The organism is Escherichia sp. E14V7, from assembly GCF_004212225.1.
Classification (GTDB): domain Bacteria; phylum Pseudomonadota; class Gammaproteobacteria; order Enterobacterales; family Enterobacteriaceae; genus Escherichia.
Window position 1 is genome coordinate 54,585 of sequence record NZ_RHJJ01000017.1, and the last position, 20,328, is coordinate 74,912.

The following is a 20,328-nucleotide window of genomic DNA, read 5'->3' on the forward strand; positions in this document are numbered from 1 at the left end:
CATAAACAAAGGGCAATCACCTGTTCTAAGCTCTTACCTATGACAGTGATAGGTTATGCCTTTTACTCAAATTTTGCACTGACTGAAAAGGACAAATTAATGTTAAAAAAGATACTTTTATTGGCTCTGCTTCCTGCAGTCGCCTTCGCAGAGGAACTTCCAGCCCCAGTAAAAGCCATTGAAAAACAGGGTATTACTATCCTCAAATCTTTTGATGCCCCCGGGGGAATGAAAGGTTATCTCGGAAAGTATCAGGATATGGGAGTTACTATCTACCTGACACCAGACGGCAAGCACGCTATCTCAGGTTATATGTACAACGAAAAAGGTGAAAACCTGAGTAACACACTTATTGAGAAAGAAATTTATGCGCCAGTCGGTCGAGAAATGTGGCAACGGATGGAGCAATCCCACTGGCTCCTCGACGGCAAAAAAGATGCGCCTGTTATGGTTTATGTCTTTGTCGATCCATTTTGTCCGTATTGTAAACAGTTCTGGCAGCAGACGCGCCCGTGGGTTGAGGCTGGCAAAGTCCAGATTCGCACACTACTGGTTGGCGTAATCAAACCGGAAAGCCCAGCGACTGCTGCGGCGATCCTCGCGGCTAAAGATCCGGCTAAAGCATGGCAAGAGTATGAAGCATCAGACAAGAAGCTAAAGCTAAACATTCCGGCCACCGTTGGTGCAGAGCAAATGAAAATCTTAAGTGCCAATGAAAAACTGATGGATGAACTTGGCGCAAACGTCACGCCTGCTATCTACTACATGAGCCCGGAGAATACATTGCAACAGGCGGTCGGATTACCGGATCAAAAGACCTTAAATATCATCATGGGAAATAAATAATATTAAATCATGGATAACTGGAATATATACGGCTTTTCAGTTATCCTGAAAACCGCAAGAATTGATCACAAACAATAAATCGGCTATGCTATTTTAGAAAAACTTAATCATGAGTTAAGTAAAAGAACATAATAAATACAAATATATTAATTCATATTATAGATTTAATGAATATCATGATGAGTGCAATGATATGAATGGAGTACATCATGGCCAATCTTTACGACTTAAAAAAATTTGACTTGAATTTACTGGTAATCTTCGAGTGCATTTACCAACATCTCAGCATTAGTAAGGCTGCAGAATCGCTATATATAACGCCCTCTGCGGTTAGTCAGTCCCTGCAACGCTTACGTACGCAATTTAATGATCCTTTGTTTACTCGTGCCGGAAAAGGTATTACGCCAACGACTACTGGGTTAAATCTTCATCATCATCTTGAGAAAAACCTTAGAAACCTGGAACAAACAATAAATATCGTCAATAAATCTGAATTAAAGAAAAAATTTATAATCTATGGTCCACAATTCATCTCTGCGACAAACAGCAGCCTTTTGATCAATAGTCTGCGCCAGGATGCGGTTATCGACATTGAACATCATGACATTATGATGGCCGTAGAAAGCGCCGAAGATTTACTGGCTTACCGCAAAGCGGATCTCGTAGTGACATTGGCACCAGTTATCAGCCGTTCTGTGAGCTGCATCCCTTTTCAGTCAATTCGTAATACACTCATCTGTAGTACTACCCATCCGAGAATAAATGAACGGAGCACCCATGCACAAATTCTTGATGAAGAATTTACCTTTCTGATATCTAAAATCCCTGGATTAGAAGATTTCCAGATGGAAATAGAAGCACTCATGGCAAACCGTAAAATATCGTTTCGTAGTTCCTCTCTGTTTACCATTATTAATACAATTGCAGTTACCGATTTAATTGGTATTGTGCCTTACGAATTATACCGCAGTTATCATAAAACACTTCAGCTAAAACAAATAAAACTTGAACACCCGTTGCCTTCAAACACACTTTATATGTCCTATAATAAATCATCATTAAATAACCTTACGTTCTCACGATTCATTGATCGTTTGAATGACAATTTATAATAAACATCTATCCGTTGGCAAAATGTTTTTCAATGAAAAATTCACACTATAAATACATAAAATAATATATCTTATTTGAATTTATTTACTTTATAATTAAAAAACTATCGCATTATCTACCTGTCAGGTTCAGAGAGCATCTTTAGATGTCTATTTATAAAATTCCTCTTCCGCTCAATATTCTGGAAGCTGCACAAGAGCGTATTACCTGGACACTCAACACCCTACCCCGCGTTTGTGTCTCATTTTCTGGCGGTAAAGATTCAGGCTTAATGCTTCATCTAACCGCGAATCTGGCCAGAAAAATGGGCAAAAAAATATACGTTCTGTTTATCGACTGGGAAGCACAGTTTTCTTTAACTATTCACTATATTCAGTCCCTACGAGAGCAGTATGCAGATGTCATTGAAGAATTTTATTGGGTAGCGCTGCCTCTTACGACGCAAAACTCTCTTTCTCAATATCAACCCGAATGGCAATGCTGGGAACCTGATGTTGAATGGGTACGCCAGCCCCCGGGAGATGCAATAACCGATCCCGCTTATTTCCCGTTTTACCAGCCAGGCATGACTTTTGAACATTTCGTGCGTGAATTTGCCGAATGGTTTTCGCAAAAACGTCCTGCGGCCATGATGATCGGCATCCGGGCTGACGAGTCCTATAACCGTTTCGTTGCTATCGCCAGTTCGAATAAACAGCGTTTTGCCGACGATAAACCCTGGACTACGGCCGCACCAGGCGGTCATAGCTGGTACATTTACCCCATCTACGACTGGAAAGTGGCTGATATCTGGACCTGGTATGCAAATCATCAAAGTCTCTGCAACCCTCTGTATAACCTAATGTATCAGGCGGGCGTCCCTCTGCGTCAAATGCGAATTTGCGAACCTTTTGGCCCGGAGCAACGACAGGGATTATGGCTCTATCACGTTATCGAACCGGATCGCTGGGCTGCTATGTGCGCACGAGTCAGCGGTGTAAAAAGCGGCGGAATTTACGCCGGACATGACAATCATTTCTATGGGCATCGGAAAATCCTCAAGCCAGAGCATTTAGACTGGCAAGAGTATGCATTATTGCTGCTCAATAGCATGCCGGAAAAAACTGCGGAGCATTACCGCAATAAAATCGCCATTTATTTGCACTGGTATCAGAAAAAAGGCATCGAGGTTCCACAAACCCAGCAAGGGGACATTGGCACGAAAGATATCCCCTCCTGGCGGCGAATATGCAAAGTTTTACTCAATAACGATTACTGGTGCCGGGCATTATCATTTAGCCCTACGAAAGCGAAGAACTATCAGCGTTATAACGAACGGATAAAAGGAAAACGTCAGGAATGGGGGATACTATGCAACAACGATTAACGCAGGATTTAACCCAATTTCTCGCCAGCTTGCCGGAAGACGATCGCATCAAAGCGATTAATGAAATCCGCATGGCGATCCATCAGGTTAGCCCCTTTCGTGAAGAGCCGGTGGATTGTGTTTTGTGGGTGAAAAATAGCCAGCTCGTGCCGAATGATTACAACCCCAATAATGTGGCACCACCAGAGAAAAAACTGCTGCAAAAATCCATTGAAATAGATGGCTTTACGCAACCCATTGTGGTCACGCATACAGATAAAAATGCTCTGGAAATTGTTGATGGTTTTCACCGCCATGAAATAGGTAAAGGCTTATCATCGTTAAAATTACGCTTAAAAGGTTATTTGCCGGTGACCTGTCTGGAAGGTACGCGTAATCAACGGATTGCTGCAACTATTCGCCACAACCGCGCTCGTGGACGCCATCAAATCACCGCCATGTCAGAAATCGTCCGTGAACTCAGCCAGTTGGGATGGGACGACAATAAAATCGGCAAAGAACTGGGAATGGACAGCGACGAAGTGCTGCGCCTGAAGCAAATTAACGGCCTGCAAGAGTTGTTTGCCGACCGTCAATATTCCCGCGCCTGGACTGTCAAATAACTACAGCTGGCGCAGGCGTTCAGCTGCTGCCAGCAACGTCGATTCCTTCTTGGCAAAACAGAGACGAATCAGTTTATGTGGGAAGGGATCGGCGCAAAATACCGACAGCGGGATCGCCGCCACGCCATGCTCCCGCGTCAGCCACTGGCAAAACGCAACATCATCCAGCGTAGACACGGCGCTGTAATCCACCAGCAAAAAGTAAGTACCTTCGCAGGGTAGTATCTCCAGCCGACTTTCACTTAAGGCATTCACCAGAATATCGCGCTTCTGGCGATAAAAGTCCGGTAACGCAAGATAATGCTCAGGTTCTGCACGTAGCATATCGGCAAGCGCCAGTTGCGCCGGGGTATTTACCGAAAAGGTCAGATACTGATGTACCTTGCGAATTTCGGCGCTGATGGGCGCTGGCGCAACGCAATAACCCACTTTCCAGCCGGTCATATGATAGGTCTTGCCAAACGATGACACCGCCACTGCCCGCTCACGCAGCTGCGGATGTGCCAGCACGCTGGCATGGCCCTGCTGTGAAAAGTTGATGTGCTCGTACACTTCATCACTAATAACAAAAATCTCGAGCCCGGCAATCGCCTGCCACAAAGCGGCGAAATCAGCCTGCTGCCAGACGGTGGCGCTGGGATTATGCGGCGTATTGAGGATCACCAGTCGGGTGCGCTCGCTTAACAATGCGGCAAATTCCTGCCAGTCAACGCGAAAATGCGGAGGTTGCAGTGCCATACGCTTCACTATTCCCCCAGAAAGCGCGATGGCGGGGGCGTAACTGTCATAGCTGGGATCAAAACAAATCACTTCATCGCCATTGCGCACCAATGCGGTAATCGCCGCGTATAACGCCTCCGTCGCCCCTGCCGTTACGGTGATATCGCTATCGGCATCTGATTGATAGCCATACAAACGTTCCGTTTTCTGAGCAATCGCCTCGCGCAATGCCTGCACGCCGGTCATGGGCGCGTATTGGTTTGCCCCCTGGGCAACGTGGTACGCCAGCCGCTCCTGTAAATAGCACGGACCATCAAAATCAGGAAAACCTTGCGAAAGGTTAATCGCCTGGTGTTGCTGCGCCAGCGCGCTCATCTGGGTGAAAATAGTGGTGCCAAGTTGTGGAAGTTTGCTTTGTGGAATCAGAGGGTTATTTGTCATTTTTATTGTACCTGACGAAGTTGCGTGTTGAAGGCACTATAACACGATGCTAGTATTTGGCAATCAAGACGTTTAGATGTCTAAATAAAACAATAAGGACAACACAACATGCCTCACAATCCTATCCGCGTGGTCGTCGGCCCGGCTAACTACTTTTCACATCCAGGAAGTTTCAATCATCTGCACGATTTTTTCACTGATGAACAACTTTCTCGCGCGGTGTGGATCTACGGCGAACGCGCCATTGCTGCGGCGCAAACCAAACTTCCGCCAGCGTTTGAACTGCCGGGGGCAAAGCATCTTTTGTTTCGCGGCCATTGCAGCGAAAGCGATGTACAACAACTGGCGGCTGAGTCCGGTGACGACCGCAGCGTGGTGATTGGCGTCGGGGGCGGAGCACTGCTCGACACCGCAAAAGCCCTCGCCCGCCGTCTCGGTCTGCCATTTGTTGCCGTTCCGACGATCGCCGCTACCTGCGCCGCCTGGACACCGCTCTCCGTCTGGTATAACGATGCCGGACAGGCGCTGCATTATGAGATTTTCGACGACGCCAATTTTATGGTGCTGGTGGAACCGGAGATTGTCCTCAACGCGCCGCAAGAATATCTGCTGGCGGGGATCGGTGACACGCTGGCGAAATGGTATGAAGCGGTGGTGCTGGCTCCGCAACCAGAAACGTTGCCGCTAACCGTGCGGCTGGGGATCAATAATGCACAGGCCATTCGCGACGTCTTGTTAAACAGGAGCGAACAGGCGCTTACCGATCAGCAAAATCAGCAGTTAACGCAATCATTTTGCGATGTGGTGGATGCCATTATTGCTGGTGGTGGAATGGTCGGTGGTCTGGGCGATCGTTTTACGCGTGTGGCGGCGGCTCATGCCGTGCATAACGGTCTGACTGTCCTGCCGCAAACCGAGAAGTTTCTCCACGGCACCAAAGTCGCCTACGGAATTCTGGTGCAAAGCGCCTTGCTGGGTCAGGATGATGTGCTCGCGCAATTAACTGGAGCGTATCAGCGTTTTCATCTGCCGACTACGCTGGCGGAGCTGGAAGTGGATATCAATAATCAGGCGGAGATCGACAAAGTGATTGCCCACATCTTACGTCCGGTGGAATCCATTCATTACCTGCCAGTCACGCTGACACCAGATACGTTGCGTGCAGCGTTCGAAAAAGTGGAATCGTTTAAAGCCTGACGTACAAATTTAGCAGCAGCGCGCGCCGCCTTTTCCACCGTAGCGCGCGTCCTGCCGCTCACGGAAAAACTCTTCGTAGGTCATCGGCGTTTGATCGGGATGATTAACCCGCATATGTTCGACATAGTTGTCGTAATCAGGCATACCAATCATCAATTTCGCCGCCTGACCTAAATATTTTCCGGCTTTTGCCAGTGAATCAAACATCAATACCTCCGGTAATCAGGTTGCTGAAATATTGCCGGATACGGCGCGAACGCCTTATCCGGACTGGAATTGCTGAGAGTAAGGGGAACGCTCGGCACTATACCAACATCTCCCCTCACTCTGACTTTAGTGCGCGCCTTTTGCCTGCGCCACGATCTCCTCGACATTTTCCGGCATTGGCTCATACGGCGTTTCTTTCGCCGTTGGCTTCGGCTCTTTCAATGCCGCCAGTGCCGTCTTAATCGAGAACAGCGCCAGAACCACCACGACCACCATAAAGAAGATGGTTAACCCGGCATCCAGACGGTTGTTGAACACCAGTTGCGCCAGTTGTGACTCAGTATACTGCGACGGAATATTGCCGCTGTCGATCATTGCCTGGAACTTGTTAGCAATGGCCAGGAAGCCGACTTTCGCATCCGGGCTAAACGCTTTCTGCCAGCCTGCGGTCAGGGTACAAATCAGCAGCCAGGCCGTTGGTACCAGCGCCACCCAGGCGTAACGTTGACGTTTCATTTTGAACAACACTACGGCACAGAGCATCAGCGCCATCCCTGCCAGCATCTGGTTGGCAATACCAAACAGCGGCCACAGAGTGTTAATACCGCCCAGCGGATCGACCACGCCCTGATGCAAGAAGTAGCCCCACGCCAGCACGCACAGCGCCGTTGCCAGCAGGTTAGCAGGCAGTGAATCGGTCCGTTTCAGGCCCGGAGAAACCACGCCCAGCAGATCCTGCAACATAAAGCGCGCAGCACGCGTACCTGCATCTACTGCAGTCAGAATAAACAGTGCTTCAAACAGAATGGCGAAGTGATACCAGAACGCCACATCCATCATGCCGCCCAGCGCGCCGTGCAGAATGTAGGCCATCCCCACCGCCAACGTCGGCGCACCGCCCGCACGGGAAATGATCGACTGTTCACCCACTTCGCTGGCAATCTGGTTTAGCGTATCCGGGGTAATCGCAAAGCCCCAGCTACTCACCACCTGCGCGGCAGAAGCGACTACATCCGCCGTCCCTGCCGGAGCCAGCACCGCCATCGGGCTGTTCATGGCGAAGTAAACGCCCGGATCGATGATACAGGCGGAAACCAGCGCCATAATCGCCACGAAGGATTCCATTAACATTCCACCGTAGCCGATAAAGCACGCCTGCCCTTCGTTCGCCAGCATCTTCGGCGTGGTACCGGAAGAGATCAGCGCATGGAAGCCAGACACCGCGCCACAGGCGATGGTGATAAACAGGAACGGGAACAGGTTACCGGTCCATACCGGGCCAGTGCCATCAACAAATTTGGTCAGAGCAGGCATGGTCAGCGTCGGGCGCATAATCAGAATGCCTACCGCCAGACCGACGATAGTCCCGATTTTCAGGAAGGTAGAGAGATAGTCGCGCGGGGCCAGCAACAGCCACACTGGCAGCACCGCTGCCACAAAACCGTAGCCCACCAGCATCCAGGTCAGCTGCACGCCGGTAAAGTCAAAGTACGGTGCCCAGGTCGGACTTTCTGCCACCCAGCCGCCAGAGATAATGGCGAAAATCAGGAACACCAGACCAATCACCGACACTTCGCCAATACGCCCTGGACGCAGATAGCGCAGGTAGATCCCCATAAACAGCGCCAGCGGAATGGTGAAAGCAACGGTATACGTTCCCCACGGGCTATGAGTCAGGGCTTTCACCACGATCATCGCCAGCACGGCAAGGATAATGACCATGATCATAAAGCAGGCTACCAGCGCAATCACCCCGGCGGTTGGCCCCATCTCTTCTTTGACCAGCTCACCCAGCGAGCGACCGTCACGGCGCGTAGAAACAAACAGCACCATGAAATCCTGCACCGCACCGGCGAGAACCACCCCGGCGAGCAGCCAGATCATCCCTGGCAGGTAACCCATTTGCGCCGCCAGTACCGGCCCAACCAACGGACCTGCTCCGGCAATGGCCGCAAAATGGTGACCGAACAGCACTTTCTTGTCCGTCGGCACATAGTCCAGTCCGTCGTTATGGCGCACCGCTGGCGTCATACGCGTCGGGTCAACCGCCAGCACATTTTTGGCGATATACAGCCCATAAAAACGGTAAGCGATCAGATAGATACAGACCGACGCCACCACAATCCACAGCGCGTTGATCTGTTCCCCACGATTTAAAGCAATGTATCCCAGAGCAAATGCTCCCATTACAGAGAGCACTGTCCAGACGAGGTATTTCCCTGATTTGTTCATAGTTGTTATCCGTGTGCGTGTCCATAGAGATGTTACATTTTGTTTCTATAACACCTTTGGGTAATTTAACAACACAGCAACTATGTAAATCGGAGTTGAAACCAATATTTAACTTCACAATGTTAACTCGATCACTCCGTTAACCGAGTTTTCCTGCAATCTCATTTAATTCTGTCGGGTTCATCCCAAAACTGCCGTACCCAGCCGACAAGTGCAGCAACGCCGCCCCTGTTCATCGAAAACAACGATTTCCCAACTCTGATTTTGCCGCCCAAGATGCAGCGGTTGGCAGACGCCGCGTACCTTGCCTTCAGACACCGGGCGATGATGTGTGGCGTTAAGTTCCGTGCCCACCACACACTGCCCATCGCGGGTCATCATAAATCCGGCCATCGATCCCAAAGTTTCCGCCAGCGCCGCCGACGCGCCGCCATGTAGTAAACCGAACGGCTGATGAGTACGGGTATCGACCGGCATTTCGGCTTCGAGTACATCATCGCCCAGACGGGTATACACAATTCCCAGATGCGCCACCATGGTGTTATCGCTGGTGGCGTTCAGCTCGTCGAGCGTTAAATGGCGTTTCCAGATCATGCTTATGCCCCCAGCGTTGAGCCGCCATCTACCACAATATCCTGTAGCGTGATATGGCTGGCGAGGTCAGAGGCGAGGAACAAAATCGTGTTGGCGATCTCTTGTGGACGGGCGATTTTCCCCAGCGGAATGCCAAGTTTAAACTGCTCGCCAAAGCCGCGAATACGCTGCTCTTCGGCATCATCGCTCACCCACAGCGTGCGTTGCATATCGGTGTCGGTGGAGCCTGGCGAAACCACATTACAGCGCACACCGCTACCCGCCAGTTCCAGCCCGACGCTCAACGCCAGGCTTTTCAGCGCCGCTTTCGACGCGCCATAAGCACTCATGCCAATACGCGGCGTGTGTGCGGCGTCGGACGCCACAGTAACAATCGCCCCACCCCGCTGACGGCGAAACTGGTTCATGGTTTGCTGGAACAGGTTAAACGCACCGCCGACGTTGACCGCAAAAGTCTGCTGCCAGTCCTCTTTACTGAGCTGATCGGTCGCGCCCATGCGCAAAATTCCCGCCGCATTGACCAGCACGTCCAGTCGCTCCGTTTCAGCTAACAGTCGCTGACATACCTGCGCCACCTGCGCAGCATCGGCAACATCCATCACTTCGGTCGCAAAGGGATATTGCTCCTGAGCGAACACTTGATCAAAACCTGTGACTTTCGCTCCCGCTTCAACAAACGCCAGCGCCGTGGCGTAGCCGATACCTTTCCCCGCGCCGGTGACCCAGACATTTTTACCGCTGAAATCCATTATTTCACCTCGCGGGAGAGTAGCTTCCACCATGCGTCGATGGTCGGGTTTTTCGCCAGCATGACAAAGTCGATATCGCCATGCACTTTGCGCCAGCGCGCCGCCAGCGCCATCATGCGCACCGAATCCAGACCGTAGTCGATCAAGTTGTCGTCATCGAACGGTTCATCGGACTCGTCCAGCAACGGCAGGATCACCTCACGCAGCGCCGCTTTGCTGGCAGGGATCGGGGCTGGCAGTAATTCTTCGGTCATCACCACCCGGCCAGAACGTCCGGCCACATATTTCAGCGACATCAAATGCTCGTCACGGCTGAAATCGGCCAGCGCATCCGCCACCATAAACGGTTTAATATCGCGCATAAATGCGTCCGTTGCGGTGGTCATACAGCCAATGTGGGCATATACCCCGGTAATAATCAGCTGGTTACGTCCACTCTCTTTCAGCATTTGCTCCAGCGGGGAACGATGAAATGCGCTGTAGCGCCACTTCACCAGCACCGTGTCGTCGGCATCTGGCGTCAGGCGATCCACCACCTTCTGCTGTTCCGGTGAACGGGTCAGGCCCGGCCCCCACATATCATTCAACAGCGCCCGATCTTCATCGCTCTGCTCTTTCGGCTGGGCAGTGTAATAAACCGGAATATTGTGCTGTTTGCAGTAGTCGCGCAGCGCCGCAATATTCGCGATCACCTGCTCCATCATCGGGCAGTTCTCACCCCAGAAGCTAACAAAATAATCCTGCATATCATGGATTAACAACGCGGCACGTTGCGGTTCAAAGGCCCAGTCGACTTTATTCTGCGGAATATCGTGAGACTCCGGCAGCGCGTAAGCCTGTAATTTTGGAATAGCCATCGTGTTCTCTCCTTCAGGCTGATGCGCGTGACGCCAGCCACTGACGTAATTGTTTTTTATCGACTTTCCCGACCGCCGTCAGCGGAAGTGAATCCACACATTCCACGCGATCCGGTAATTTAAATTCGGCAATACCCTGTTCACGCAGGAAACGACGCACCTGCACCGCGCGCAGCGGCTCTTTTACCACCAGATAAGCACAGCTTTTTTCGCCCATCAGCTCATCTTCCATGCTCACCAGTGCGGCGTAGATCACCGCCGGATGGCGCAGCAGCAGGTTTTCGATCTCTTCGGCAGCGATCTTCTCGCCGCCACGGTTGATCTGATCTTTCTCGCGCCCCTGCACAGTGATGTAACCCTCTGGATCAATAGAGATCAGATCGCCGGAACAGTAAAAACCGTTGGCATCAAAGGCGCTGGCATTGTGCTGCGGACTTTTGTAATAACCGCGGAAGGTGTACGGCCCGCGCGTCATCAGGCGTCCAACTTCCCCTTGCGGCAGTGGATTTCCTTCAGCATCGGCAACCCACACTTCATCGTCCGGACACATTGGATAGCCCTGGGTATGGATAATTTTCTCCGCGCTATCATCAAGTCGGGTGTAGTTCACCAGCCCTTCCGCCATGCCGAACACCTGCTGCAACTGGCAGCCAATCTCAGCGGGAATACGCGCCGCAAGTGTGGCAGAAAGACGTGCGCCGCCGACCTGTAACAGTTTTAGCGAGGCAAGCTGCGCCCGGCTTTCGCCTTCAGCCAGCGCCTGCAACCACAGGCTGACTGCTGGCGGCACCAGCGCGGTGACGTTCACCTGATGTTTTTCAATCAATGGGAAGCAAAGCGTGGCGCTGGGATCGGCCGCCAGAACAACCGTTCCTCCGGCAAGAAAGACGCCCAGCGATCCTGGCGAACTCATGGCGTAGTTATGAGCCGCCGGGATCGCGCACAGGTAGCGCGTCTGTTGTGTGAACTGACAAATCTCGACGCTACGACGCACGCTGTAGTAGTAGTCGTTATGAGTGCGCGGGATCAGTTTCGGTGTGCCGGTGGTGCCGCCGGAAAGCTGGAAATAGGCCACTTCATCAGCAGGTGACGGCGTGGCAGTAAAATCCTCAGCCGGATGGTTAATCGCATCCTGCAAGTTATGCTCACCGCTGTCGTTGTGCAGTTGCACCACGCGAATGGAGGAATGCTCTGCAACAAATGTATTGAGGAAATCATCTCCGCTAAACAGCGCATGCTGGCGATCGGCAATCAGTAACGCCGGTTCAATCTGGCTGGCATAGGCGTTCAGTTCACTACGCTGATGGCTGAACAGCGCCAGCACCGGCGCAACGCCCAGTTTCAGCAGCGCGAAAAAGGTCATGTAAAGTTCAGCGACGTTACCCAGTTGTACCAGCGCGGTTTCACCAGGTTTAATGCCCTGACGGCGCAAACTACACGCGAGGTTATCCGCCGCCTGATTCAGCTCCCGGTAACTCAACTGCCGCTCGCCGTCGATGACCGCGATGCTGTCGCTTGCGGCATGACGGGTCAGAATGTCGGTCAGCGGCAAATCCTGCCAGTAGCCTTTTTCCCGATAGCGACGGGCAAACTCTTCCGGCCAGCGGGTGAATGGAATGCTCATCCTCACTCCTTAATGCAATCCAAAAACGTTCAACATGGTAGAAAGTTTGACGCCCGTTTCGCGCCACTCACCCAACGGTGACGACGCAGGCACAATCCCCGCTCCGGCAAACAGACGCACCTGATTTTCCCGCAGCTTCGCGCAGCGGATGGTCACCACCCACTCGCCGTTACCTTCGCTGTCACACCAACCCACAATGCCGCCAAACAGTTCGCGGTCGAACGGCTCCAGTTCAGCAATAACCTGGGTCGCGGCCTGATGCGGGAAACCGCTCAGCGCGGGAGTCGGATGCAGTAGACAGGCCAGAGTCAGTGCGTTTTCTTGCGAATTCGCTTTACCTTCAAAGGGAGTTGCGAGATGCCACAGCGTCGGCGTGGTGATCAGTTGTGGAGAAGAAGGAACGTGTAACTCACTACTGCGTTCGCGCAGTACCTCTTTCATCGCCTGAGTCACCAGTTCATGTTCATGGCGATCTTTTTCTGACGCCAGCAGACGATTACCCGCTTCGCGATCGAGCACTTCATCCGGTTGACGACGCGCGGAACCGGCTAACGGAATAGAGCTAAAACGCTCGCCGTCTTTGCGCAGCAGCAGTTCCGGGCTGGCCCCGAGCAGAACGCCACCATCAGCCAACGGCACATGGAAGTTGTAACTAACCGGGTTTTGCGCAATCAACCGTTCCAGCAATACGCCGCTATCAATGGAGGCGTCAGTGGTGATATCAATCAACCGTGACAACACCACTTTGTCGACCTGCGGCGTGGCGGTAAGTGCGGCGGCGCGGGCAACCATCTGTTCAAACGTGGCTTGTTCCGGAATTGCCTGGCGTTCTACCACATTCAGCGACTGGCTGCGGGTGAAACGGCGTGCGGAAGCTTGTTTTTCCTGACGGGAGAACGACTGCCAGGATTCGGGAATATACAGCGATGAAGGCTGACGTGGATCGAAGGGAATCGCCCCGACCATCACCGGATTTTTAATGCCCTGCGCTTTGGCATCGGCAAACAGCGCGGCGAGTTTTTGCTGGAAGGGACTGTCGGGCGAATCCCCGTTCACAGCCGGTTCATCGAAGCGGGCGAAACATCCTGACGTCGTAAAACTGCGGTACGGCGACATAAAGAAAAAGCGATTGGGCGCAAGTGTTGCCATGGTCTGCTGTACTTCCTCAGCCAGTGACGTATCCATATCATCCTCCACAAAATGATAAAGGCTTTAATAATGATTATCATTTATATTTTCGGTCGCTAACCTAAAAGCAAACGCGCACTATGTCAACTCTTGAGGTAACGCAATCTGCAACTCAGGGTTGCATCTGGTTGTGGTTACAATGAAAATGAGAAGCATTATTGATGGATTCGCATAAGCGCAATGTGATGGCCTGCGCCGTTCTGCCCCCTCTCCCCAAAGGAGCGAGGGGACGAATGGTGCGCTTTGTCGAATTTGTCATTACGCCCTTAACCTTATTAATAACAGGAAGCTGATTTGTGAGACTCGCCTCGCTCTACCGCAACGCCCTTCTATTAACAGGACTTTTGCTTTCAGGAATAGCCGCAGTTCAGGCTGCCGACTGGCCGCGTCAGATTACTGACAGCCGTGGCACTCATACCCTGGAAAGCCAGCCGCAGCGTATTGTTTCCACCAGCGTCACCCTGACCGGCTCACTGCTGGCGATTGATGCTCCGGTGATCGCCAGCGGCGCGACAACGCCAAATAACCGCGTCGCGGATGACCAGGGCTTTTTACGCCAGTGGAGCAAGGTGGCGAAAGAACGCAAACTGCAACGACTCTATATCGGCGAACCGAGCGCCGAAGCCGTTGCCGCGCAAATGCCGGATCTGATTTTAATTAGCGCAACTGGCGGGGATTCGGCGCTGGCGCTGTATGATCAGCTTTCTACCATCGCCCCGACATTAATCATCAATTACGACGACAAAAGCTGGCAGTCGCTGCTAACGCAGCTTGGCGAAATTACCGGGCATGAGAAACAAGCGGCAGAGCGGATTGCACAGTTTGATAAGCAACTGGCAGCGGCGAAAGAGCAAATCAAATTACCGCCGCAGCCGGTCACTGCCATTGTCTATACCGCCGCTGCACACAGTGCCAATCTCTGGACGCCGGAATCAGCACAAGGGCAGATGTTGGAACAACTCGGCTTTACGCTGGCGAAGTTACCCGCAGGGTTAAACGCCAGCCAAAGCCAGGGCAAACGCCATGACATCATTCAGCTTGGTGGGGAAAATCTGGCTGCTGGGTTAAACGGTGAATCGCTATTCCTGTTCGCCGGTGATCAGAAAGACGCCGATGCGATTTATGCTAATCCGCTGCTCGCGCACTTGCCTGCAGTACAAAACAAGCAAGTTTATGCACTGGGAACCGAGACGTTCCGTCTGGATTACTACAGCGCCATGCAAGTGCTGGAACGACTTAAGGCGCTGTTTTAAGCATTAATTGTCGGACGCTGTCACCTGCGGCGGCGTCTGGCGAAAACGCCGCAACTCCACCAGCACCAGCAACAACAACACGCCGATAATCAACAAAGCAAAACCGCTCGCACTTGCGGATGCCACTGGTGTCATCATCGCCCCCAGACCGCCCAGCAACGCAGCACCAATCGCATCGCCGGTCACGTTTTGTGCCGTCCACAAACCGTTAATTCGCCCTAACATCGCTTCCGGAGTTTGCGTTTGCAGCATTGTATATTGCAGCAACGAACTAACCGCGCTCAGCCAGCCGAACAGCGCCAGACAAACCACGCCTAAAATCCACATCGGCATCAGGCCAAACAGACCAATGGCGAGGAACGATCCCAGCGTGGAGAGCAGCATCAATAACCCTGGTCGCGCGCTATGTGCCAGCTTCCCGCTGGTTAACGCGCCAATAGCCGCACCGAGCGGGATCGCCGCATAGAGAAAACCAATCTGTGCCGCCGACATCTGCCAGTTGTCAGCCAGCGCCGGATACAGTACCCGCACCGCGCTCGCCATCGTCAATAAACCACCCAGCAGCGCAATCCCTCCCACCAGCGGGCTGGCGAGCAGAAAACGAAAACCTGCCAGAAGTGATTTCAACGGATGCTCACGCGGCTGCGGTGGCGGTGGCAACGCCGGAAGGCTTAACAACGGCAGCAAGGTAATAAACGTGCCCGCCGCCGCCAGCCCGTAGTTCCAGGCGACGCCGCCGGTCGCCAGCAGTAAACCGCCAATCATGGGCGAAATCACCGACCCCAGACGCACGGTCAACATGGTGATCGCCCCGGCCTGCATTAGGTTTTCACGCCCTACCAGTGCAGGTGTCGCCGCCAGTAGCGCCGTAACGCCAAGCGATGCGAAAAAACCATCCCATAATCCGAGTAAATAGATTGCCAGCAATGACGGCTCCGGCAGCAGCGCGTTCAGGCACAGTCCAATGAAGCCAATGCCACAGGTGCCGCGCGCCAGCAAAATCACTTTTTTGCGCTCATAGCGATCCGCCAGCACACCGCCGACCATCAGGCCAACAAACATCGCGCCGCCGGTCAGCGTCACCGAAAGCCCCACCTGCCAGGTAGAATGCGTCATCATCTGGATCTGCACCGGCACCGCGACGCCGAGCAAACCCAGAGACACAATTGAGATAAAACGAGCGAGGAATACTGCGCGAAACGCCGGGTGCGTTTTCAACAGGCTGAGGTTAAGCAGCCAGGATTGTTTATTCATTACAATGCCTTGCCATCAAATATTTTAAATACCTATTCTTAGGCTGCACATGCTAACATATCCAAATAAGATCGATAACGATAATTAATTTCATTATCATGGAAGTTCGTATGTCTGGTTCTGTTGCCGTGACACGCGCCATTGCCGTGCCCGGATTGCTGTTATTACTGATTATCGCGACGGCATTAAGCCTGCTCATTGGGGCAAAATCACTCCCCGCTTCCGTAGTGCTGGAGGCCTTCTCCGGCACCTGCCAGAGCGCCGACTGCACCATCGTGCTCGACGCGCGACTGCCGCGCACCCTTGCCGGTTTACTGGCCGGCGGTGCGCTTGGGCTTGCCGGGGCGTTAATGCAAACCCTCACCCGAAACCCACTTGCCGACCCCGGCTTGCTTGGCGTGAACGCCGGAGCCAGCTTTGCCATTGTGCTGGGTGCGGCGCTGTTTGGTTACTCATCCGCGCAGGAACAACTGGCGATGGCCTTCGCCGGGGCGTTGGTGGCCTCGTTGATTGTAGCCTTTACCGGCAGCCAGGGCGGCGGGCAATTAAGTCCGGTGCGTTTAACCCTGGCGGGCGTGGCGCTGGCGGCGGTACTGGAAGGACTGACCAGCGGCATCGCCCTGCTTAATCCTGACGTCTACGATCAACTGCGTTTCTGGCAAGCCGGTTCGCTGGATATTCGTAATCTACACACTTTAAAAGTGGTGCTGATCCCGGTGCTGATCGCCGGAGCAACTGCGCTATTACTGAGTCGCGCGCTGAACAGTTTAAGCCTTGGCAGCGACACCGCGACGGCGCTGGGCAGTCGCGTGGCGCGCACACAGTTGATTGGTCTGCTGGCGATTACCGTGCTTTGTGGTAGTGCGACGGCGGTAGTTGGCCCGATTGCCTTTATTGGCCTGATGATGCCGCATATGGCGCGCTGGCTGGTAGGTGCCGATCATCGCTGGTCGCTGCCCGTCACGCTGCTTGCTACCCCTGCCCTGCTGCTGTTTGCCGATATCATCGGGCGGGTGATTGTGCCCGGCGAACTGCGCGTTTCTGTGGTCAGTGCCTTTATTGGTGCGCCAGTGTTGATCTTCCTCGTGCGACGCAAAACGCGAGGTGGTGCATGATTTACGTCTCTCGCCGATTAATCATCACCTGTTTGCTGCTGGTTTCCGCCTGTGTGGTTGCAGGTGTCTGGGGATTACGCAGCGGTGCCGTCACGCTGGAAACCTCGCAGGTATTCGCCGCGTTGATGGGCGATGCGCCGCGCAGTATGACGATGGTGGTCACCGAATGGCGTTTGCCACGCGTGCTGATGGCGCTGTTGATTGGCGCGGCACTGGGTGTCAGCGGCGCGATTTTTCAGTCGCTGATGCGTAACCCGCTCGGCAGCCCTGACGTAATGGGCTTTAACACCGGGGCGTGGAGCGGCGTGCTGGTGGCGATGGTGCTGTTTGGTCAGGACCTGACGGCTATCGCGCTGGCAGCAATGGCGGGCGGCATTATCACTTCACTGCTGGTCTGGCTGCTCGCCTGGCGTAACGGCATCGACACCTTTCGGTTGATTATTATCGGTATCGGCGTTCGAGCCATGCTGGTGGCCTTTAATACCTGGCTGCTGCTGAAAGCGTCTTTAGAAACGGCGCTAACCGCAGGATTATGGAATGCCGGATCGCTCAACGGCCTGACGTGGGCAAAAACCTCGCCTTCCGCACCCATCATTATATTGATGCTCATTGCCGCCGCCTTGCTGGTGCGGCGAATGCGCTTGCTGGAAATGGGCGATGATACCGCGTGTGCACTGGGCGTCAGCGTCGAACGTTCGCGGCTGTTAATGATGCTGGTTGCAGTGGTGCTTACCGCTGCGGCAACAGCGCTTGCCGGGCCGATTTCCTTTATTGCTTTAGTCGCGCCGCACATTGCCCGACGCATTAGCGGCACCGCTCGCTGGGGGCTGACCCAAGCGGCGCTGTGCGGCGCGCTGTTACTGCTGGCAGCCGATCTCTGCGCTCAGCAACTGTTTATGCCGTATCAACTTCCGGTTGGCGTCGTTACCGTCAGCCTCGGCGGTATTTACCTTATCGTCTTGTTAATTCAGGAGTCTCGCAAAAAATGACCGAATCAGTAGCCCGTTTGCGCGGCGAACAGTTAACCCTGGGATATGGCAAATATACCGTTGCGGAAAATCTGACTGTAGAAATTCCTGACGGTCACTTCACGGCGATTATCGGGCCAAATGGCTGCGGTAAATCCACGTTACTGCGCACGTTAAGCCGCCTGATGACGCCTGCTCACGGGCATGTCTGGCTGGATGGCGAGCACATTCAACATTACGCCAGTAAAGAGGTTGCACGCCGGATTGGTCTGTTGGCGCAAAATGCTACCACGCCGGGAGATATCACCGTGCAGGAGCTGGTAGCGCGTGGACGTTACCCGCATCAACCGCTGTTTACCCGCTGGCGCAAAGAAGATGAAGAAGCGGTAACGAAAGCGATGCAAGCCACGGGAATAACTCATCTGGCGGATCAAAGCGTGGATACCCTTTCTGGCGGACAACGCCAGCGGGCGTGGATCGCGATGGTGCTGGCCCAGGAAACGGCAATTATGCTGCTCGACGAACCCACGACCTGGCTGGATATCAGTCATCAGATTGATTTGCTGGAACTGTTAAGCGAACTGAATCGCGAGAAAGGCTATACCCTGGCGGCAGTGCTGCACGATCTTAATCAGGCCTGTCGTTACGCCAGCCATTTGATTGCACTGCGGGAAGGGAAAATTGTTGCTCAGGGAGCGCCGAAGGAGATTGTCACTGCTGAATTGATCGAGCGCATTTATGGTCTGCGCTGCATGATTATTGACGATCCGGTGGCCGGAACGCCGCTCGTGGTGCCGCTCGGACGAACGGCACCTTCAACCGCGAAGATTTAAACTAAGTGGTCTGCCATCATGGCATCCTGTTTTCTGGATGCCATCGCATGGCGCAACAGCACGCCACCACAAGCAACCATACCGCCGATCAGCGCCGAAAGGATCACAATAATCGCTTTGCCCGGACCGTCTTTTTTCACCGGCAACGTCGGACGCAACTGATATTTAAACGGCGTAAAATTCACATCGTTGACATTTGTTTTTGTTAATTGCTCGACGAGATACTGACGATTACGTAATTCACCATTCAGTTCCGCAACGTCAGTGACTGCTTTTTCAATTTCCAGTTTGCGTTCAATACCGTCTGCACCGAGAGAAATAGAGAAATCAGGGTCATCTTTAACGGCCTGACCATTACTGTATACGGGCTTTTTAATTCCTGCCGCGTTGGCAATGTCGAGTGAATAATTGAGGCGCTGAATGTTTGCATCAAGCTGATTTTTCGTTTTTATACGATCCTGCGCCAGTTTTTCTTTTTCAAACTGGGTTTTGATTTCCAGTTTATTACGGACGTTTTCTATCGACTCTTTCACCACCAACGCAGAGATATAATCGATATACCCGGCCAACACTTTCTGTGCCTCTTCACTGGTAGGTGCGGTGAAACTTAGCGTCCAGGAGGTATACAATGACGGTTCATCTTTTTTCTTACTGGCATTGTCATCCACCGCTTTCATTTTTTCGCTCAATGCGACAATTGCGCGATGCAAATCTAGTTCGTCGATTTTCGCCTCTTTCAATTGGTTCATAACATACGGCGATGAACGAAGATAATCTTCCAACAAACTAACAGACTGAAACTTCTTGATAAACAGGTTAAATGCTTCTGTACGATCAATTTTGATATCCAGATCCAGTACCCGAAGGTTAGTAAATATTTTCTCCAGCTCTTGCCATTGCACAGGTTCTGCCGGCGTTACAACCGCCGCACTGGTCCATTTTTGCGGTAGGATAAATGACACCAGCAACCCGATACAGGCAAAGGCAAAAACGACAGCCATGATCTGTTTTTTTGCGTGCCATAAAACTTCGATAAGATTAAGTAAATCAATTTCATTATTACTGGCTGGCGCCAGATGATAATCGGGAAAATGCGAGTCGCTTTCCTGCTTAATATTCAGTGTTGACATACGGTATAACCTGAAAATGAGTCCAATGAGGGTAAATTT

The 20,328-nt window shown here is 52.6% G+C and carries 19 protein-coding genes; 9 read left to right on the forward strand and 10 right to left on the reverse strand.

The features are described 5' to 3' along the window. Positions 1-99 precede the first annotated feature (99 nt). The 4 genes from dsbG to D9741_RS19555 all read left to right on the forward strand — a co-directional run bounded on the left by dsbG (position 100) and on the right by D9741_RS19555 (position 3,927). Positions 100-846, forward strand: a complete 747-nt coding sequence (dsbG, locus tag D9741_RS19540; RefSeq protein ID WP_130219460.1) for a thiol:disulfide interchange protein DsbG — start codon at positions 100-102, stop codon at positions 844-846. 209 nt (positions 847-1,055) lie between these two features. After that, positions 1,056-1,958, forward strand: a complete 903-nt coding sequence (locus tag D9741_RS19545; RefSeq protein ID WP_130219413.1) for a LysR family transcriptional regulator — start codon at positions 1,056-1,058, stop codon at positions 1,956-1,958. Between the two features lie 146 nt (positions 1,959-2,104). Further along, positions 2,105-3,325 (forward strand): phosphoadenosine phosphosulfate reductase, encoded by a 1,221-nt coding sequence (locus D9741_RS19550; protein ID WP_130219411.1) that lies wholly within the window; start codon positions 2,105-2,107, stop codon positions 3,323-3,325. After that, positions 3,298-3,927, forward strand: coding sequence for a ParB/RepB/Spo0J family partition protein (locus D9741_RS19555; protein ID WP_130219409.1), 630 nt, complete (start codon positions 3,298-3,300; stop codon positions 3,925-3,927). Before D9741_RS19550 ends, D9741_RS19555 begins: the two co-directional genes overlap by 28 nt. Here the strand turns inward: D9741_RS19555 and ybdL are convergent, their stop codons facing one another. Beyond that, complete coding sequence (gene ybdL, locus D9741_RS19560; RefSeq protein WP_130219407.1) at positions 3,928-5,088, reverse strand: methionine-oxo-acid transaminase; 1,161 nt, start codon at positions 5,086-5,088, stop codon at positions 3,928-3,930. A 108-nt stretch (positions 5,089-5,196) separates the two neighbouring features. On the opposite strand from ybdL, the gene hcxA reads away from it, so the two are divergent. Further along, on the forward strand, positions 5,197-6,285 hold the full coding sequence (gene hcxA / locus D9741_RS19565) for a hydroxycarboxylate dehydrogenase HcxA (RefSeq protein ID WP_130219405.1): 1,089 nt from the start codon (positions 5,197-5,199) through the stop codon (positions 6,283-6,285). 9 nt (positions 6,286-6,294) lie between these two features. On the opposite strand, the gene D9741_RS19570 is transcribed toward hcxA, so the two are convergent. From D9741_RS19570 to entC, 7 genes are all read right to left on the reverse strand, one after another. Further along, positions 6,295-6,492 carry a YbdD/YjiX family protein gene (locus tag D9741_RS19570; RefSeq protein WP_000460431.1) on the reverse strand — a complete coding sequence of 66 codons (198 nt, stop codon included), beginning with the start codon at positions 6,490-6,492 and terminating at the stop codon, positions 6,295-6,297. 126 nt (positions 6,493-6,618) lie between these two features. Further along, positions 6,619-8,724, reverse strand: a complete 2,106-nt coding sequence (gene cstA, locus D9741_RS19575) for a pyruvate/proton symporter CstA (protein WP_001043146.1) — start codon at positions 8,722-8,724, stop codon at positions 6,619-6,621. 180 nt (positions 8,725-8,904) lie between these two features. Continuing rightward, positions 8,905-9,318: a proofreading thioesterase EntH gene (gene entH / locus D9741_RS19580; RefSeq protein WP_000637953.1), complete on the reverse strand. Its 414-nt coding sequence runs from the start codon at positions 9,316-9,318 to the stop codon at positions 8,905-8,907. Positions 9,319-9,320: 2 nt separating this feature from the next. After that, positions 9,321-10,067 carry a 2,3-dihydro-2,3-dihydroxybenzoate dehydrogenase EntA gene (gene entA, locus D9741_RS19585; protein ID WP_130219403.1) on the reverse strand — a complete coding sequence of 249 codons (747 nt, stop codon included), beginning with the start codon at positions 10,065-10,067 and terminating at the stop codon, positions 9,321-9,323. After that, positions 10,067-10,924 (reverse strand): enterobactin biosynthesis bifunctional isochorismatase/aryl carrier protein EntB, encoded by an 858-nt coding sequence (entB, locus tag D9741_RS19590; RefSeq protein ID WP_001007138.1) that lies wholly within the window; start codon positions 10,922-10,924, stop codon positions 10,067-10,069. The genes entA and entB overlap by 1 nt, the downstream gene beginning before the upstream one ends. Before the next feature lie 13 nt (positions 10,925-10,937). After that, positions 10,938-12,548 carry a (2,3-dihydroxybenzoyl)adenylate synthase EntE gene (gene entE, locus D9741_RS19595; RefSeq protein WP_130219401.1) on the reverse strand — a complete coding sequence of 537 codons (1,611 nt, stop codon included), beginning with the start codon at positions 12,546-12,548 and terminating at the stop codon, positions 10,938-10,940. Between the two features lie 9 nt (positions 12,549-12,557). Further along, the gene (gene entC, locus D9741_RS19600) at positions 12,558-13,733 is read right to left on the reverse strand and encodes an isochorismate synthase EntC (RefSeq protein WP_130219399.1); all 1,176 of its coding nucleotides are present in this window, start codon (positions 13,731-13,733) and stop codon (positions 12,558-12,560) included. Positions 13,734-14,032: 299 nt separating this feature from the next. Between entC and fepB the strand changes: the two genes are divergently transcribed. Beyond that, positions 14,033-14,989, forward strand: a complete 957-nt coding sequence (gene fepB, locus D9741_RS19605) for a Fe2+-enterobactin ABC transporter substrate-binding protein (RefSeq protein ID WP_130219397.1) — start codon at positions 14,033-14,035, stop codon at positions 14,987-14,989. A 3-nt stretch (positions 14,990-14,992) separates the two neighbouring features. On the opposite strand, the gene entS is transcribed toward fepB, so the two are convergent. After that, entirely contained in the window at positions 14,993-16,243 is a 1,251-nt protein-coding gene (gene entS / locus D9741_RS19610) for an enterobactin transporter EntS (RefSeq protein WP_130219395.1), read from the reverse strand. Positions 16,244-16,353: 110 nt separating this feature from the next. Between entS and fepD the strand changes: the two genes are divergently transcribed. From fepD to fepC, 3 genes are read left to right on the forward strand one after another with little or no spacing between them, the layout of a single operon-like run. Continuing rightward, a complete protein-coding gene (fepD, locus tag D9741_RS19615) occupies positions 16,354-17,358 on the forward strand; it encodes a Fe(3+)-siderophore ABC transporter permease (RefSeq protein WP_001298899.1) in 1,005 nt (334 codons plus the stop codon). After that, positions 17,355-18,347 carry an iron-enterobactin ABC transporter permease gene (gene fepG / locus D9741_RS19620; RefSeq protein ID WP_130219394.1) on the forward strand — a complete coding sequence of 331 codons (993 nt, stop codon included), beginning with the start codon at positions 17,355-17,357 and terminating at the stop codon, positions 18,345-18,347. Before fepD ends, fepG begins: the two co-directional genes overlap by 4 nt. Further along, the gene (gene fepC / locus D9741_RS19625; RefSeq protein ID WP_000140646.1) at positions 18,344-19,159 is read left to right on the forward strand and encodes an iron-enterobactin ABC transporter ATP-binding protein; all 816 of its coding nucleotides are present in this window, start codon (positions 18,344-18,346) and stop codon (positions 19,157-19,159) included. Before fepG ends, fepC begins: the two co-directional genes overlap by 4 nt. On the opposite strand, the gene wzz(fepE) is transcribed toward fepC, so the two are convergent. Next, positions 19,156-20,289 (reverse strand): LPS O-antigen length regulator Wzz(fepE), encoded by a 1,134-nt coding sequence (wzz(fepE), locus tag D9741_RS19630; protein WP_130219393.1) that lies wholly within the window; start codon positions 20,287-20,289, stop codon positions 19,156-19,158. The genes fepC and wzz(fepE) overlap by 4 nt on opposite strands. Positions 20,290-20,328: the final 39 nt, after the last annotated feature.